Annotated in this window: 16 protein-coding genes; all 16 read right to left on the reverse strand. The window is 39.6% G+C overall.

What is annotated here, in order from left to right; all coding sequences use genetic code 11:
- Positions 1-292 precede the first annotated feature (292 nt).
- Complete coding sequence (locus tag LMF89_RS14435; RefSeq protein ID WP_229535705.1) at positions 293-1,042, reverse strand: tRNA1(Val) (adenine(37)-N6)-methyltransferase; 750 nt, start codon at positions 1,040-1,042, stop codon at positions 293-295.
- Positions 1,035-1,850: a PSP1 domain-containing protein gene (locus LMF89_RS14440; protein ID WP_007958752.1), complete on the reverse strand. Its 816-nt coding sequence runs from the start codon at positions 1,848-1,850 to the stop codon at positions 1,035-1,037. The genes LMF89_RS14435 and LMF89_RS14440 overlap by 8 nt, the downstream gene beginning before the upstream one ends.
- A gap of 2 nt (positions 1,851-1,852) precedes the next feature.
- Positions 1,853-2,842: a DNA polymerase III subunit delta' gene (holB, locus tag LMF89_RS14445; RefSeq protein ID WP_229535706.1), complete on the reverse strand. Its 990-nt coding sequence runs from the start codon at positions 2,840-2,842 to the stop codon at positions 1,853-1,855.
- Positions 2,843-2,852: 10 nt separating this feature from the next.
- Positions 2,853-3,299: a YaaR family protein gene (locus tag LMF89_RS14450; RefSeq protein WP_007958749.1), complete on the reverse strand. Its 447-nt coding sequence runs from the start codon at positions 3,297-3,299 to the stop codon at positions 2,853-2,855.
- 258 nt (positions 3,300-3,557) lie between these two features.
- The gene (locus LMF89_RS14455) at positions 3,558-4,916 is read right to left on the reverse strand and encodes an MATE family efflux transporter (RefSeq protein ID WP_229535707.1); all 1,359 of its coding nucleotides are present in this window, start codon (positions 4,914-4,916) and stop codon (positions 3,558-3,560) included.
- A 268-nt stretch (positions 4,917-5,184) separates the two neighbouring features.
- Positions 5,185-5,715, reverse strand: coding sequence for a guanylate kinase (locus tag LMF89_RS14460; RefSeq protein WP_229535708.1), 531 nt, complete (start codon positions 5,713-5,715; stop codon positions 5,185-5,187).
- Positions 5,716-5,991: 276 nt separating this feature from the next.
- Positions 5,992-6,672: a dTMP kinase gene (locus tag LMF89_RS14465; RefSeq protein WP_229535709.1), complete on the reverse strand. Its 681-nt coding sequence runs from the start codon at positions 6,670-6,672 to the stop codon at positions 5,992-5,994.
- Positions 6,673-8,142 (reverse strand): aminotransferase class I/II-fold pyridoxal phosphate-dependent enzyme, encoded by a 1,470-nt coding sequence (locus LMF89_RS14470; RefSeq protein WP_229535710.1) that lies wholly within the window; start codon positions 8,140-8,142, stop codon positions 6,673-6,675.
- A gap of 99 nt (positions 8,143-8,241) precedes the next feature.
- Entirely contained in the window at positions 8,242-10,026 is a 1,785-nt protein-coding gene (locus tag LMF89_RS14475; protein WP_229535711.1) for a diguanylate cyclase domain-containing protein, read from the reverse strand.
- Positions 10,027-10,324: 298 nt separating this feature from the next.
- Entirely contained in the window at positions 10,325-11,455 is a 1,131-nt protein-coding gene (locus LMF89_RS14480) for a sensor histidine kinase (RefSeq protein WP_229535712.1), read from the reverse strand.
- Between the two features lie 330 nt (positions 11,456-11,785).
- On the reverse strand, positions 11,786-12,646 hold the full coding sequence (locus LMF89_RS14485; RefSeq protein WP_229535713.1) for a YitT family protein: 861 nt from the start codon (positions 12,644-12,646) through the stop codon (positions 11,786-11,788).
- 323 nt (positions 12,647-12,969) lie between these two features.
- Positions 12,970-14,121 (reverse strand): type III PLP-dependent enzyme, encoded by a 1,152-nt coding sequence (locus LMF89_RS14490; RefSeq protein ID WP_229535714.1) that lies wholly within the window; start codon positions 14,119-14,121, stop codon positions 12,970-12,972.
- Positions 14,122-14,333: 212 nt separating this feature from the next.
- On the reverse strand, positions 14,334-15,023 hold the full coding sequence (locus LMF89_RS14495; RefSeq protein WP_229535715.1) for a response regulator: 690 nt from the start codon (positions 15,021-15,023) through the stop codon (positions 14,334-14,336).
- Between the two features lie 203 nt (positions 15,024-15,226).
- Positions 15,227-17,914 (reverse strand): ATP-binding protein, encoded by a 2,688-nt coding sequence (locus tag LMF89_RS14500; protein ID WP_229535716.1) that lies wholly within the window; start codon positions 17,912-17,914, stop codon positions 15,227-15,229.
- Positions 17,915-18,065: 151 nt separating this feature from the next.
- Positions 18,066-18,647, reverse strand: a complete 582-nt coding sequence (gene kdpC, locus LMF89_RS14505) for a potassium-transporting ATPase subunit KdpC (RefSeq protein WP_229535717.1) — start codon at positions 18,645-18,647, stop codon at positions 18,066-18,068.
- Positions 18,632-18,964: a helix-turn-helix domain-containing protein gene (locus LMF89_RS14510; protein WP_229535718.1), complete on the reverse strand. Its 333-nt coding sequence runs from the start codon at positions 18,962-18,964 to the stop codon at positions 18,632-18,634. Before LMF89_RS14510 ends, kdpC begins: the two co-directional genes overlap by 16 nt.
- Positions 18,965-18,967: the final 3 nt, after the last annotated feature.

Genomic DNA, 18,967 nt, shown 5'->3' on the forward strand with positions numbered 1-18,967 from the left:
TTTTAATATACCAGAGTTAAGGCATATTGTTCAAATCTTCTAGGGGGCTAAAAAGAAACCACAGAGGCACAGAGAACACTGAGAAAAGATAGATAAGGTAAAAGCCCTCCCAGTGTCCTCTGCCTACTCTGTGCTCTCTGTGTTCAACGTTCCCTCTAAAAATTATAAATTGCTCAGTATAGCAAAAAAAATGAAATATTTAAAAGCACGAAGGACACAAAGAGGGATGATAGTAAAAAATTCTTTGTGACCTTTGTGCTTCGTTTTATAATTCCTAAAACCAATAACTTTATTATCGATATTCTTTGTAATATTTTACAATTTCATCACTATAACTGCCATCAGGCTTATAAACGACAAGAGGCGGCAAGATTGTAAGACCCGGATTTGCCCCTTTAACCCCTTCTACTAATAACATGGTAGGCTTTTTGTCGATACTGCTGTATACTAACTGCAATAACTTAGGTTCAATACCAGCTTGACTCATCGCAGTTAAAATCTCAGCCATACGTTCCGGTAAGTGAACCATTGCGAAGCGCCCACGACGATATTTTAGCAAATACCGTGCAGCGTCGACCACATCTTTCAGAGTAGCTGTAACTTCATGCTTTGCTCTAGCCACATTGTCATTCGGACTCATATAACCAACACCTACTGGACGATAGGGAGGATTCGACACTACCAAATCATACCCTTCTGAGGGCAATATATCTTTTATCTTACACAAGTCTCCTTGTATAATCTTTACTTTCTCATCCAACTGATTCAAAAGAACACTGCGTGCTGCCATATCCGCCATAGCCTGACTTAATTCTAAGCCGGTTACATGATCCGCACCCCTTGCCGTTAGAAGAAGGGCGATCACACCTGTTCCTGTTCCCAAATCCACAGCCTTAGCACCTGGTCTCACGGTGACAAAATGAGATAACAATATTGCATCTAAGGAAAAACAAAATTCTTTTTCATGCTGAATCACTTTCAACTGACCAATCAGCAAATCATCGATACGTTCTTCCACGCCAATTACCACTTGATTACCCATTTATATCCTTTTCCACTACTTCTTCCCATGGAATAATAACAGTATTACCATTTGTCAGCAGAATCGTTGCATTCTTCTTCCCCTGATTTACAAATGTAACTTTTCCTTCTCCATCTACAGTTATGACTTCCCGCCCTACCACTGGTGCAGGAATTTTCTTGCAGCAAGGTGCATAGGAATCATTCTCATATTTTAAGCAGCACATTAATCGCCCGCATATGCCAGAAATTTTGGTAGGATTCAATGAAAGCTTCTGATCTTTAGCCATTCTAATAGACACTGGTTCAAAATCTCCGAGAAACGTCGAGCAGCATAAAGGTCTGCCGCAGCAACCAATTCCCCCCATCATTTTCGCTTCATCCCGAACCCCAATTTGCCTAAGCTCTATTCGAGTACGAAATACAGCTGCCAAATCTTTTACTAGATCCCTAAAATCAATACGACCTTCTGCCGTGAAATAAAAAATTATTTTATTAACATCAAAGGTATACTCTACATCCACTAACTTCATATTTAAGTTATGAGCTTTGATCTTCTGCTCACAAGTAGAGAAGGCTTCTTTTTGCTTTTCTCTATTTTCTTCCACTTTAGCGCCATCTTCGGCAGTGGCTTTACGCTGTACGGTTTTTAATGGTGCTACAATAGCATCCTCTCCTACCTGACGCGGTCCAATAACAACTTCTCCATATTCTAACCCTCTGGCAGTTTCAACAATTACAAAATCTCCTGCCACCAGGACAATTTCACCAGGTGCAAAATAATATACCTTGCCAGCTTTTTTAAAACGTACTCCGACTACTGTCTCCACCTTCAAACCTCCCTTGCTAAGTCATATATTCTTATCAATAACGCTTCACTCGTAAGCCTTGTATTTGCATTGGCCAGCAGAGCCCGTCTAGCTGTCTCCACTGCCCTAATGGCTGTTACTAGCCGTCTTTCACTCCACATGTCCGCTACTTCACACAATTCTTCTGCAACATCTATATTAAATAACAATCGCTTGCCCTGTCCAGTAACAAGCAATAGTATATCACGCAAGATATAAGTTACATACTTTATAAATTCCAAAATATCATTACGTTCCATTTTTTCCAATACTCCAGCTGAATGCCAGACTGCTTCCAGTTTGGAATCCATTAGTTTTTGGATCATCTCCAGAGCCTGATTACGCAGGGCAAGACCTTCAGGTTCCAAAAGAGCAAGAGCAATTCCCATTCGGCCGCCGCTTAAGCGGGCTGCTACTTCCGATGTTTCTGGCAAATAACCTTTAGCCATTAAATCCTGAGCCAATAGCTCGTCTGCTAAAGGCTGAAAAGCAATCACCATGCATCGAGATATAATCGTAGTAAGCAGCATTTGTTTATTCGCTGCTAATAAAAGAAAAACAATTTCTCCAGGAGGGTCTTCTAGAACTTTTAGCAAACTATTGGCAGCTTGAGTCGTCATGAGCTCAGCACCATCAATTATGCAGACGCGACGCTGTCCACTAAAAGATGCCATTGACAATTCCTGCTGCAACATTCGAATTTGTTCAATCTTAATATTGGTCCCATCAGGGGCAATGTGGAGAAAATCGGGATGACTGCCATAGGATATTTGCCGACAAGAATGGCAACGACCACAAGGGCGCTCTTCTTGATCGCTGCATAATAAAGCTGCCGCAACGACATTCGCCACCAGGTTTTTACCAATGCCTTTAGGTCCCGCAAATAAAACAGCATGAGGCATGCGTCTGCTGCTCTCCATATGACGCAGCATGGTTACCTGATCTTTATGCCCAATGATATCGGTCCACTTCATCGTTGCACCTCTATGTATACAGATCGACTAGCATGCCACGAATCGCATCTTGTTTCGCCAGAATATCCAATTGACGTTCTTCTCCCAGGCGTACATCTTCTGTCAGACTATCTAAGGTAGCATCTACCTTTTTGATGATTGTATACACCTTCTGCCTCCCATGGCGATCCCACCCTTGCTGCGATTGCAATGTATACATACGTCCTACAGCTTCACCGACAAATTGCCTTATGACTTCCCGATATTTCTTGAGTTCAGCATAGGTTGGCACTTCACCTAAACGCTTACCGCGTTTATCTATTTCCGCCAATAATTGATTTAACCTCTCACGGGATTGCCCATCTTGGCTTTTAAGTAAATCAGAGGAAAAATGACTTAAGGATTTTTCCGCCTTGCTCCCCCCATCCCGTTCCACTAGTGAAGGTATTTGGGTAGCTCCTAAATTATTTATTTTCATGTAGGTCACTGCCTTTCAAGCTATAATATACACTAGCTTTACTATAATACTCTCATAAAGAAAAGATCTGCTCTTTGCTGGAGTGCTAACTCTATTTGAGCAGTATCACCCGAGCTTACGAACTTCATCATTAGACAAACATAGGATTGCATCTAAATTATAATTGTTTTCCAGCAAATAATCAATTTATGCTTTTAACTTGAGAAATTATCTTTCCCATATTTACGTGACTCATCTTACTTCGGAGCCAAATATCCATCACTTTTGACTCAACTTACGAAGCTCGCGGAATAAGAATATGCCAGTTAACAAAGCAGCCGAGAAATCTGCTATCGGACTTGCCAGCCAAACCCCATGTAAACCGAGAAGCCTTGGCAATAGCAATATTAAGGGAATTAAGATAATTAATTGCCGCGACATACTAAGTACAATGGCATAACTGGCTTTACCTACTGCCTGAAAATAATTAGCACCAATAATTTGAAAACCAATGACCGGAAGCATAAACAAATTAATCCGCATTGCCTCAGACCCTAACAAAATCAGCTCAGGATTATCATTAAACAGCATAATAATCTGCTTATCAAAAATCTGAATGAGTAAGAAGCCGACTGTCGAAAATAAAGTTGCAACACCGATTGCTATTTTTAAAGCTTTCATAACCCGATCATAATTCCCTGCTCCATAATTATAACCAATGATTGGCTGAAGCCCTTGGCTAATCCCAAAAATGGGCATTAACATGAGCATGCCCATTCGATTGATAATTCCAATGGAAGCGACTGCCAATTCTCCACTATACCGTAATAACGTATAATTAAACAAAACCGTGGTTAAACTTGAAGCAATCTGCATTAAAAAAGGTGACATTCCAATCTCGAAAATACTACGAACAATCCTTTTATCTAAGGGAAAATTCTTTTTTCGGAGCCTTAATACACTTTTCCCCCGCAAAAAATAGACTAACACCCATATTGCTGATACCCCTTGGGATAGCACTGTTGCTAAGGCCGACCCACCAATTCCTAAGTGGAAAGTAAATATGAACAAAGGGTTTAACACAATATTTAATCCTGCAGAGATGAGTGTAGTAGACATGGCCATTTGAGGGTTGCCCTCAGCACGTACTATATTATTCAAACCAAAACCAATATACATAAATGGACTGCCAAGGACAATAATTCTTGTAAACTCTCTGGCATAAGGCAGCACATCTGGTTCTGCGCCTAACATCATTAAGATCGGATCTAGAAACAACAAGACCGATCCCGTAAAAGCTACCGATAATATCATGGAAAGAGTAAAGGCGTTCCCTAATATTTTTTCCGCTTGCTGCTGCTTCTTCTCTCCCATTCTCAAAGAAACAACTGCAGCAGCCCCTACTCCTACCAACATCCCAAAACCCATTAATACAATCATAATTGGAAAGGCTATAGTAACTGCCGTAAGACCAATTTCACCTACGCCACGCCCTACAAATATACTATCGATAACATTATAAAAAGCATTAACTACCATCCCGGTAATTGCCGGCAAGGAAAATCTCCACAATAGAGTTGATATCTTTTCTTCTCCTAAAGAATGCGCGCGGTCCATGGTACCTCCAAATTCTGTCATTCATCCTGTTCATTATAACACTAGCTTTCCCCATTATAAAATAATGGTCTCCATATTAAAAAATTTCTACCTTTTTTAACCGCAGAGATGCAGAGAGCACAGAGAAAAAATAAATAGGATTAGAAATTCCTCTCAGCGCGCTCTGTGCCTCTGCGGTTACGTCATTATTTTCTTCTTTTCGCTAAAACCGTACTTTCTATTTTTTGTAAAAAAGGTAGAAACTATATAATTTAATAGTTCCTACCTTTTATATTAACCATCCATTACTCTAATTAGTCGCGTTTTTTTTACTTTGACGACAAATTTCTAATAGTTGAGCACAAGCTTCATCCAATTGCCCATCATAATTCCTTACAATATAATCACAGTTGGCAGCGCATTTAGAATCTAATACTACCTGCGCCATAATTTTTTTGCGCTTTTCACTATCGATTTCAATTGGCAAGCGTTTTTCCAGCTGATACATGGGACAATCAATAAATACGGTAACTGCAAATGGAATGCGATGTTTAATTTGTTGAGCTCCATTCCAGTCGAGAGTAACTACACAATCTTTGGTTTTCGCAATTTCCACTTCTTCCCGACTCAGTCCAAAAAAGCTATTTTTATAAAGCACACTTTCCACTAAATCCACTTTTTTGAAATCTTCTTTTTTGACGAAATAATAGGCATCTTCAGACTCACCAGTTTTTTTAAGACGAGTAGTGTGGGACCTCAGCCTATGCATTCCACTCTGTCCCATTTTCTTTTCTATCGTGCTTTTTCCCGATCCAGTTGGACCAAGCAGAACAATCAGCATCCGAATTCCCCCCATGCAAAATCCATTATTTTCTAAATGTTTGATATAGTAATTACATTGTACATATATTATCGATAATCCTGCATGTTTTCATTAATATACGCAATTTTTAGAAAATTAGATAATAAAAAACTACGTGCCCTTTAAAACATATAAAACGAAAAGGAACCACAAAGGCGCAAAGTACACAAAGGGTTAAAGAATTCTATTTTATATTCTTTGTGTTCTCCTTTGTGTGCCGCATCAGCGGCATTGTGCCTTTGTGGTTCATAAATTTTATGTACTTGCTAGTATATTTTGTACCGATTGATAGACGTCTTCATGAATTTCGTCCACTGTCTTTAATCGTGTATGATGAATGCAGGATATCTTACACCAATTATACTTATCGGCGATCGCACAATAGTTACTATAGCAGTTCTCTAAATACTGCTCATCTCGTTCATGGATATCAGGAGTTTGCTGCCCGTTAATTTTAGCACGTTCTTCCCTAAGAATTTTGCTATACATTGGCGGCATATCTAGAAAAATCACACCATCTGGAATCGGTAAACCGAATTTTACAAACTCTAAGTCCCAGAGCCAATCTAAAAAAACATCCTTTTCTTCCTGTACATGAATTTTTACAGCTTGATGCACCATATTGGACGTAGTATAACGATCGGCAATGATAATTCCACCCTGTTTATAAAAATTACCCCAATCTTGCTTGTAGGATGCATAACGATCTACTGCATAGAAGCTGGAAGCAGCATAAGGGTTTACCGAATCAGGACTATTGCCAAAATCACCATTAAGATACATTTTTATTAGTGCTGACGAACTACTTTTATAGTCCGGAAAGCTCACTTTGCGTACTGTTCTTTTTTCTTCTTTCAAACGATTATATAGTTTTTCTGTCTGTGTTGCTTTGCCACTGCCATCTCCAGCTTCAATAATAATTAATTTACCATTCATTTAATCCACCACTTTAATTGTTTTTAATGTATAGTCTTCTGGTCCAGACACATGCATGCCACTTTGCTGAAGCAGTTGACAATAATCGATAATTTCTTGAGTTATCCGTTCTCCCGGACATACCACAGGGATACCAGGAGGATAAAAGGTGACAATTTCAGCACAAATCATTCCTGCAGAATGAGCAAAAGGTACCATGCAGGTGTTGCCGAATAAAGCCTCACGAGGAGATAAAACACCTTGAGGCGCTACTGGATAAGGTGCATTAATGCAGCGTTCTAGTAAGGAAAAGTCATAAGACTTTGCATATTTTTCTGCCATATCCCGAAGAGCTGCCACCAACAGATGCACTTCTTGTTCTCGATCCCCTAAGGTAATTAAAAAAAGAAGATTATATAAATCAGAAAGCTCAACTTGTATTTTATATTGATGACGCAAAATCCGCTCTGCCTCAGGGCCTGTTAATCCCAGCCCTTTAACCGTAACTGTAACTTTCGTTGGATCTAAATCAAATATTCCCGGATCACCCTTTTTCTCCGAACCAAAACAATATAAACCAGGTATTTTATTAATTTCCTGCCTTGTCCAATTGGCTAAGTCAATGGATCGTTCAATGAGTTTTGGCCCTTCTAAAGCCATTTGCATACGAGCTACATCTAAGGATACCAACATAATGTAGTTAGGGCTGGTAGACTGAGTCAACTGCAGCATTGCTTTTAGATGAGGTACACGAATACGCCCCTCCCGACAATGAACTAAGGAGCATTGGGTCAATGCGCCAATAATCTTATGAGTACTCTGCGCACAAATATCAGCCCCAGCATCCAAAGCTTGTATTGGCAGACGATTGCTAAAACACAGATGAGGACCATGAGCTTCATCTACCAGTACCACCATGTTATGTTTATGAACAAGATTTACAATCTTTTTTAAATCTACAGCAACCCCATAATAATTAGGATTAATAATGAGTACTCCTTTAGCATCTGGATGCTGCAGCACTGTATTCTCTACCGTTTCTGGCGTAACTCCCATAGCCAGCCCTAAGTCATTATCAACTTCTGGCTGCATGAAGATTGGAATCGCCCCACTTAAAATAATCCCACCAATAATAGAACGGTGAGCATTACGCGGCACAATAATTTTTTCTCCTGGACCCGCAACAGCTAATATCATTGCATAAATTCCGCCCGTTGTACCATTGATAACAAAAAAACTATGATCGGCACCATAAAGCTGTGCCGCCAGCTCCTGAGCATCCTTTATACAGCCATAGGGTTCGTGAAAATCATCTAATTCTTCCATTAAAGCCAAATCCAAGGCTAGGGTACCTCTGCCTATTATTCTTTCTAATGTATGATGCATTCCTTTACCTTGCTTATGCCCTGGAGTATGAAAAGGAATCACTTCCTCTTTTACATAATGCTGCATTGCAGCCAGTAAAGGTGTATCTGTTTGCCTCAAACGCAACCCTATCGCCTCCTTTTATAATAGGTAAAACCTGCCGCGAATCTTTACCTATTATGCCCTATTTAAAGAGAATCATAATACAAATACTACTATGTGGTTTTAACCGATCCTATGGAGCATTTTATCTTGATACATATTTTTATCAGCCTCTTTGAACAGCTCTTTACGATCTACATCTGGCCCAATATGCAGAGCCCAGCCTATAGATAAGCGTACAATGGTGCCATTTAAGTTCTTCCGGCAACGCTGTACTTTTTCGTTAATTCGTTGACATACGTCTTGCATAATTTCTTGATCCGCGCCAGGCAGCAATACTACGAATTCATCACCGCCAATCCGAGCAACCGTATCACCTGGACGACAAGCCTGCTTTAACGCCGTCGCTGCGGCGACAATCAATGCATCTCCAAAAGCATGTCCTAGGGTGTCATTCACAACCTTTAATTCATCAACGTCACAAACAATAACCCCGACAGACGGGTATGCTCCACTCGAAATTCTTTGAAATTCTTCTTCAAAATAGGTACGATTGTAAAGGCCAGTCAGGGAATCATGCATACTTACATATCTGAGCTTTTCCTCTACTAATTTACGCTCACCAATTTCTTCCTGTGCTAGTTTATATAAAATGGCATTATCATAAGCAATAGAAGCCAGACCAATAAAACGCTCTAATAAGAACTTTTGTTCCTGGCTACATCCCCAGGCCGAATCATCAAAATAAATATATACTACACCAACCACTTTTTTGTCAGAGAACAAAGGCATCCCAATAAATACTCCATAGTATACCATACCATGACTATTGATGCGCTTTGCCCAATTTTGATAATCATTCACTATCACGGTCTCACCCGTGCGAAATACTTCCCCAATAATTCCTTCGTCTTTGTGCTGAACCGCGCCGATATTATTTTCATCAAGCCCGATAGCAAATTTAAGTTCAACTTGAGAATTATTTTCTTTTAAAAGAAACAAGCTGCCACTGGCGTTAGGAAATAAACTTACCGCATGGGTAACAATCATGGCTAATACATCATCTAAATCTAAACGATTCAACAACTGCAACGAAACTTCATTCAAAGCCAATAAATATTGATTTTGTAAACTAATTTGCACATCCATTGCCTTGCGATCTGTAATATCAATCATGATGCCAAGAATCGAATTTACTTCATGATCTTCATCATATACAATTGCCGCAGACAATCTGGCCCAAAAGACAGTCCGGTCTTTACGAATACAACGTCTTTCCACATGATATTCAAGCTTTTCTTCATTGACCATTTTCCGCAGTCCTTCTGCACTTCTTAGCCAATCCTCAGGGTGTGTCACCTGCTTTAAACCAATTTTATGTAATTCTTCCAAAGAATAGCCGAGCATATCCACTAACCTCTGATTCCCATAAATGCAATTACCATGTTCATCTAGAATCCCAATACCGACTACCGCATTATTTAAAATGCCCCGCAGCTTTTCTTCACTTTTGCCCAAGGCAATTTCCGCCTGCCTTGCTTGCAGAATTCTTTTGATGCGATATTTCAAAACATTCCAATACACAGGCTTGGTTAAATACTCACCAGCACCTGCTGCAAAGGCTCGCTCCACCGCCTCTTCATTGTCGTAGGCAGTAATGAGGATAATCGGAGTCTTACTTCTTCTTTTCTGCTCCTGCAAATATTCACACACAGCATAGCCATCCATTTCTGGCATTATACCATCCAGAATGACTAAGTCAGGATTCACCTCATCAAACATCGCAATTGCCTCTTTGCCATTCACGGCTTCATAAACCTGATAGCCCCAAGACACAAGGTTATTGCGTAACATTCGGCGTTCTAATTTGCTATCCTCGGCAATAAGAATTTTAAATTGTTGATTCATTGCATCCATCCCTTGTGATAATATACTCCTCTACGGATATCTTTATTGACTCCCCGCTCTTATCATGCAATAACTCAATATACACAGCTTTTAATTGCTATAATATAACAAATCTCTATATAAATCCACTATAATCCTACAACAATGAGGATAAATTAATCTCTTTGAAAATTCTTTGAAAAATAAGATCCAAATACACCTTTTTCCTCAGCATCAGATCTGCAGCATTGCTAAAATAATAGAGATATACCCAAGAAAATTCCATTTCTTTTTTTGGAAACTTCAGGTATATCCTCTATTATTTAAATACTACTTTTATAATGACTTTTGTGCCTACCCCAATTTCGGACTTTATTGTTAGCTCACCATTTAACAGATGAATTCGCTCCCGCATCCCCAGTAAACCAAAACTTTCGTTACCAAAATTATCTGCTGTATTAAAACCCTTACCATCATCAGCAATGGTTGCTAAGAAGGTATCCCTACGAAATTCCATAGCAATAGATATCGTCTGAGCCTGGGCATGTTTCTCAATATTTGTAATTGCTTCTTGAAAAATTCTAAAGACACCAATTTCCACATAAGAATCTAAGCGCCGTTCTTCACCTAATATCCTAACATCGGAAATCATACCGCTGCGCTCTTTTACCGTATCTAAAAACCGCTTCACCGTAGGTACTAAACCCAAATCATCTAATGTCATTGGACGTAAATCAAAAATAATTTTTCTCGTTTCTTTCAAGCAAAGACGTACTTGTGCACGAAGATCTGTCAGTTCTTTTTTTGCACGCAGCACATCAATATCAATCAATCGCTCACAAACTTCCGCTCGAAACACAATATTTGCCATAGCTTGAGCTGGTCCATCATGAATTTCTCGTGACACTCTGCGGCGTTCTTCTTCCTGGGCTTTGATAATTTTGGCACCAAACACTTGACTCTGCTGCAAGGATTCAATTTTCACTACTACATTGCCCATTTCGTCGCCTAAATACCCTAGAACTGCTCCTACCTGTGTTGTTAATCCTTCTGCCTTAGACACCGTATCTTTTAAAGAGCGTAAACGAAGCTCTAACTCATCACGCTGCTGACGTAAACTTTGTTCCTGAGCGCGAGCTACCGCTAATTCAACTTGTAAGTTTCTCGCATCTTCATATACTGCTTTAATATCATCTTCTGAATATACGCTGAAATTACGGCTGACTTCCATTAACTTGATCCTAGAACGCCGCTCTTTCTTTTCTAAATCATCCACTGTAAAAATGATAGCAACTGTCTCCTGCTTTGTACGTTCTACATCCTTTTTTATATTTTCAACTTCATTACGAGCCGCCTCATAAATATCAAAAATTTGTGTCTTTCCTTGCTCTACAGCATCAATTGTAGTTTTGACAATCCTATCAAGATCACTAATATCAATATTTTTCATACAACCACCTTAACAATTCCTAAATAGTATGGATTAATCTACTTCGCCAATATAGAATTTTTTACCTGCAGATCATTGCCTAATATTTAAATTGATTTTATCAAAAAAAATGCTGATACTTCCTTTAAAACATAAAAAAATCGAACCACAAAGACGCAAAGGACACAAAGGGTTTATTTAAAACTTATTTTTGTGCTCTCCTTTGTGTGCCGCAGCAGCGGCATTGTGCCTTTGTGGTTCATAAAACCTTATGTTTTTTCACCTGCAAAACTTATATCTCCCTAATATTAAGAAAACTTGGCTTTCACCAAGTTTTTATAAAAACAAGTTCTAGTGTATTGCGCGTTTTTTTACTTTTCCACCCATTACATCATGAACCTCATTAATCGTTACAAAAGCATTTTCATCAATCTCTTGAATAATGATTTTCAGTTTGGCAATCTCCAAACGAGTAATAACAGAGTAAAGGACTTGCTTAGACTCACCCGTATAGGCACCCTGACCATGTAAAATGGTAACTCCACGCCCCAGCCGCGCCATCAGCACTTCGGCTATTTCATGGGGATGATCACTAACGATCATGACACCCTTTGACTCATCCAAACCCTCGATCGTAATATCTATTAATTTATAAGCAACAAAATAGGCAATTAAAGAGTACATGGCTTTATCCCAACTAAAAACTAGCCCTGCGCTTCCAATAATGAATATATTGAAGAACATAATAATTTCGCCTACAGAAAAACCTGTACGTTTATCTAATATAATGGCAACAATTTCAGTGCCATCTAAAGAACCGCCATAACGAATAATGAGTCCTACACCAATTCCAAGGATAATTCCCCCAAAGATGGCTGCTAAAAACACATCATTTGTAAAGCCTGGAATGGGCAGCAAAATACTTACCCAGATCGACAGAGAAGTCAAGGCAAACAAGGTTGATACCGCAAAGTTTTTTCCAATCTGCATATACCCTAAATAGATGAAGGGAAAATTCAATATGAAGATAAATAATCCTAACGGCCATCCCGTTAAATGACTTGCCATAATGGAGATACCAATTACTCCACCATCAATAATTTGATTGGGAACCAAAAAAACCTCTAACCCTACTGCTGCTAAAATGGAACCAATAAACATGAATACATACCTTCGAATATACTCTTTCGTTGAAATTTTCTTTCCCGGCATATAATTCCTCCCTTTTATGTATAAATTTATATCATTTTACTAAGAATATAATACTTTGTCAAATTTGAGAAAAAATGGATTTTCCTTAATTTTTATTTAACCGCGTTAAAAAATAACGCATTTTAAACCGCAAAGAAAATGAAAAACAGGTCGTTAAAACACATTAAAAGAATTGAACCACAAAGGGCGCAAAGGGATTTATTTTTTGTTCTTCTTTGTGTGCCGCCGGCAGCGGCATTGCGCCTTTGTGGTTCATAAAATCTTATACTTTCTATATATGATGCAAAGATGCAGAAAACCTTAGGTTTTCTGCATCTTTTGTATCATGTATTTACTTTTAGATTGTCTTTTACTTCTTCCCATACTAGGATTCGAGTCTTAGCAAAACCATTAAACTCAGTAGCCGACGCTGAGGTATAAGCCCCGCAAGTTGGCACTAATATCAGATCATCCATCTCTAAGCTAGGAATCCATTTATCCTGAAACAAAATGTCCAAGGAATCACAGCTTGGTCCTGCAAACGTAGCAGGTACCTTGTCACCACTTTTAAAGGTTTCTAATTCAAAATCCCAATGATCAAAAATAACTCCTGAAAAAGTGCCATATAATCCATCATCCAGGAAATACCATTGTTTCCCATTGCGCTTTTGGGTACCAATCACACGAGTAATTAAATTCGCAACTGTTCCGCAGATAAAACGCCCAGGTTCAGCCCAAATTTCCGTATCAGGAAAGTAGTGGGTAATGGCTTTATTAATCGTTTGCAGCATAGCAATAACATCAATTGTATTACTATCAATGACTGGGATAGGGAAACCGCCTCCGATGTCTAGGATGCGCAAATCAAAACCTGCTTCTTTTGCCTGATCATACAAACGGCGGAATATTTCTAATGACTCTACATAGGCATCGGCACTAGAAGATTGACTGCCCACATGAAAGCATAAGCCAGCCACATCAAGACCTTGCTGACGAGCCAAGGTAAGAAGAGGCAGTACTTCGTCAGGATGAGCACCAAATTTCTTATTTAGATCGACCAAGGCATTAGGATTGTCCACTCTAACCCGAAGCAGCACAGTTCCACCAGGTATTGCCTTGGCCATTTTACTTATTTCACTTTCACTATCAAAGGTAAATTTATATACACCGATTTGCTTGGCTACCTTAAGTCCGCTTGCCGTCTTCACTGGATTGGCATATACCATACGTTCTGCTGGAATGCCCATATCCGTTAAAAATTGCATTTCTCCATCTGACGCTACATCAAAATACGAACCCAGTTCAGCCAATTTCCGGATAATTGCTTCATGAGGATTGGCTTTTACCGCGTAATGCATTTTCACTCCCGGTAAATAACTCGCCAAAAAAGAATAATTACGTTCTACTTGTTCCGTTGACACCAATAACAACGGGGTATCATATTGTTGTGCCAAACTTTCAACAGCTGCTTGCGTTAATTTAAAATAACTATTCATATCCCTCTCCCATCCTATTTGTTATTTCGTTGAAACTCTTCTTGGCTAGTTGCAGCAAGAAAAGTAACTATATGATTGTACCATACAGTAGCAAAAGTGCAATAAGAAAATATACAAATTTACAAAATACTTATCCCGCTATCGTGAGCCTAAAAAAATAAAAACTTATGCCTTCTTTGAATTATAAAAACTCCCACATTTTTTGTGGAAGTTTATTTATCAGACATTAAACGATAGCCAACACCTGATTCTGTAATAATGTATTTAGGCTGGGACGGATTGGGTTCTACCTTACGCCTGAGCTGCCCAATATATACTCTAATATAATGCGTATCCTCATGATAGGCTGTACCCCAAACGGCTTTTAATAATTGTTTATGTGTCAGTACCCTGCCAATATTTTGAGCCAAGACTTTTAATATTTCATACTCTGTAGGTGTCAGTTTTATTTCTTTACCACCACAGGTTACACTACGCGACACCAAATCAATTTTTAAGTCACCGCAAAAAATTACGGAAGAAGCTTCAGTGGTTACCCCATGGCGCAGAGCGACGCGTAAGCGAGCAAGTAACTCTCCCATGCTGAAAGGTTTAGTGACATAATCATCTGCCCCTGCATCCAGGGCGGCAATTTTTTCATTTTCCTGATCCCGAGCACTTAAAATAATAATAGGTACCTTTGACCATTCGCGAATGATCTCAACCACAGCTTTTCCATCCATATCTGGCAATCCTAAATCCAAAAGAATCAAATCAGGTTTAAATACAGCCGTTCGATTAATCCCATCTTTTCCATTATGACATTCATCAATCTCATAGCCATAAGCAGATAAGGATACTTTTAGCAGCCTCCTAATCTGAGGTTCATCATCAATAACTAAAACTCGTGCCCCTTTTTCCACCCTTCTATCACCTGCCTTATGTAAACTAAGAAAATACTGACGCATCCTGTAAAATATAACATAATCGAACCACAAAGGCACAAAGGACACAAAGGGTTTTATTTATATTTTTGAGGGTTCTCCTTAGTGTGCCGCAGTAGCGGCATTGTGTCTTTGTGGTTCATAAATCTTTCACCTACAAAACTTATACTTTAAAAGTAAATCTATACCATATGCATTGGTGGCTGCTCTTCCCATGGGAGGATGAAGGTCATAACCGTACCGCCTCCTGGTCGATTCTCAGCTTGTATTGTCCCACCATGGGCTTCGATAATTCCCTTACATATTGACAAACCTAATCCTGTACCATTAACGGTCTTAAGTTGCTCTACTCGATAAAATTTATCAAAAATTCGCATTAAATTTTCTGTTGGAATGCCGATTCCCCGATCAGCTATTGATACCTGTATGACGCTTGTATCTTGACTGGCAGTAATAACAATTTCACTACCTTGTGCAGAATATTTACAAGCATTATCCAGCAAATTGACTACGACTTGTTCAAGAAGCACACAATCAGCTTTTATCATGGGTAAATCTGGTGCTATATTCACAAGTAACGCTCTTCCCTTAATGCATTCTCCGACTCGCCTAAGAGCCGATCCAGTAATATCTTCGATATCACACCAATCTTTTTTAAGCTGCATCATACCGCTTTCTAATCTGGCAGTATCCAAAAGATTGACGACCAAACGGTTCATGCGATCGGCTCCTTCTTTCACCGTTTCTAACAATTCTTTTTTATCATTCTCGGAGTAAACACCTTCTGTATCCATTAAACCAGATATAGCACCAATAATAGAGGACAAGGGTGTCCGCAATTCATGGGAGATGGAATTAAACAACGCAGTACGCAACTGATCTGATTCAGCCAGCAATGCTGCTTGCCTAGCTTGTTCCGCTAATTTTACTCTTTCAACGGCAATCGCTGCTAATCCTGCCCAAGCTTCCATTAATCGCTTTTGGGGAGAAGTGAGTATTTCCTCATGAATTTCAATACCTAAAACACCAACCGTATTTTGACTTGTTGTTAAGGGCAAATACATATACCTGCCCCCTGGCAATGTATCTGTACAATGTCCGGCAATCTCACCATGCTCAAATGCCCAGACCGCTACTGCTTTTTCGCCAGCATCCTCGCCGATTTTTCCAGGTCCAGCCTCCGCAGCTAGCACTAATTTTTCATCCTGGGGTAAAAATACGGCTACTGATTTATCTAAAGTTTGCCACACCTGCTCTGCTAAAATACCTACGATTACGCCAATATCTACAATGGCTGCAATTTCACGGCTAAAAGAGTACAATGCTCCCGTCGTTTTTTCTCGCTGCCTAGCTAAGGTTACTTCCACACGCAGTTTCTCAGTCTGTCCTCCAATGATAAAGGAAACCAAGAGAAAAAGAGGTAAACTCCACATATAAGGAAGGTCCGATATACTAAAAGTAAAAATTGGCGAAATAAAGAAAAAATCAAAGAAAAGCACACTGCATAAAGCCGTCACATAGGATGGACCTTTCCCCCACCATACTGCAGATAAGAGTACCGGCAACAAATACAGCAGCATAAAATGCATTGGTTCAAGATAATGGCGCCACCACCAATTCCCTGCCGTCATTAAGATAATCATCAATAACCCCGCTATATAATGCCACCAATGAATTGCTTTTGTTGGAGCTATGGTTTTAACTTTAGGCTCATCCTTTACCTCGGTATTCCCCTGGATAACATGTATGTTAATACCCCCGCTATAGCGAATAAGTTTATCAACCACTGCGCCACCATGTAACCACTCCCACAGACGCCCTCGCAATGGTTTGCCAACCACCAAATGAGTTACATTATGCTGGCGTGTCATCCTTAGAATTTCCTCTGTTAAGTCTTTGCCCGCTATACTGATGGTCTTTGCACCTAATTCTTCAGCTAAACGCATATTACGAAAAATGCGATCCCGTTCTCCTTCACTAGTGCTTGACCGTCTTGGTGTATCAATATGTACAGCTAGCAGCTCCGCCTGCAAACCACGAGCTAGTCGCCGAGCTGCCCGAATCAGTTGGGCAGAAAAGGGACTAGCGCTCACACAAACCATTACTCGCTCACCTGCTGGCCAAGGTCCAGGAATATCATGTTCCTGCATGTACTCATTTAATTCTTTATCCACCCTGTAGGCTGTAAAGCGCAAAGACAATTCTCGCAATGCATTAATATTTCCTGGACGGAAGAATTTATGCAATGCCAATTCTGCCTGATGAGGCATATATATTTTACCTTCCTTCAAGCGCTTAATAAGTTCATTGGGTGGAATATCAATCAATTGTACTTGGTCTGCCTGTTCGACAATACGATCAGGCACTGTTTCCCTTACTTTTACACCGGTAATTTGCGCTACAATATCATTTAGTGTTTCAATATGCTGAATATTTAGCGTTGTTGATACATCAATACCAGCGTTTAATATTTCTTCTACATCCTGAAATCTACGGACATGGCGAGAACCAGCCACATTGGTATGGGCTAGTTCATCCACTAACACTACTTTGGGTCTTCGTACCAAAATAGCATCAATATCCATTTCATGCAAATTCCTACCTCGATAATCAATTTCCTTTGCTGGCAAACGAGGTAAACCCTCCACCATTTTTTCCGTTTCTTGGCGTTTATGAGTCTCTACCCAGCCAATCACAACATCCACACCAGAGGCCAACATCTCATGGGCAGCCTCGAGCATGGTGTAGGTTTTACCAACACCTGCAGCCGCTCCTAAAAACACTGTTAGTTTACCTCTAGTTTCTTTATTTAGCTTCGCCAGCAATACATCCGGATCTGGACGTTTTTTTTCTTTACTTTCGTCAGGCATGTCATTGCCTCCATTATATTAATCACACTAAATTAATTGAACCACAAAGACACAAAGTACACAAAGAAAAATAAAGTGGTGCTAATAAATTAATACTTTATCTCCCCTTTGTGTGCGCATAGCGGCATTGCGTCTTGGTGGTTATTTCTTATTATTTACTTGCCAACCGATCCAGTGCCATATTAAGAGCTAAAACATTCACCCTTTCTGCACCTAAAAAACCTAACTGTCTTACCTGCACATGACTAGTCACAAGTCTTCTTACCTCATTTTCCGATATACCCCGTTCATTAGCAATACGATTAACCTGCAAATAGGCTGCTTCTGGTGATATATCTGGATCAAGACCACTAGCAGATGCCATAACCAGGTCAGAGGGTATAAAGACACTTTCCTCTAGTTGATTTTCACTACGTACTTTTTCAATATTATCTTTTACTGTATCCACTAACTTTTTACTCGTTGGTCCTAAGTTTGATCCTGATGATCCAGCAGCATCATATCCGTCTGTACCCGCTGAGGATGGACGGCTATGAAAATATTTTGCTGTTGTAAAGTTCTGCCCCAATAGTATCGAGCCAGTTGGTTTGTCATTAACATAAACCAATGAACCATTGGCCTGCTCAGGAAAAATGGCCTGTGCTACTCCTGTCATAGCCAAAGGATACGCTATACCAGTAACCACCGTCAATAGGATTAGTAAGCGCAAAGCACTTATTATTTGTTTCCACACAATACTTCAACTTCCTTTCGATATATTTCCTGTAATTCTTCACTTACCCGCCCTACTACCTTTATATGATTACCGCCTATATTACGGACAATTAACATTTCTCCTTTTTCAGTATATAAAATACTACATCCCTCAACTAGTTCTGTCAGACTCACTTTAAAAGCAGATGCCAAACGAACTAATACATCTGTACCAGGACGCCATTTATTTTCTTCATAATAATGAATCGCCATAGGGGAAATATCGATTGCCTCAGCTAAATCCTCAGGTGATAGATTTCTTTCTAGGCGGAACATGCGTATTGTATCTCCTAACATCTT

The organism is Pelosinus baikalensis, from assembly GCF_020819555.1.
Lineage (GTDB): Bacteria > Bacillota > Negativicutes > DSM-13327 > DSM-13327 > Pelosinus > Pelosinus baikalensis.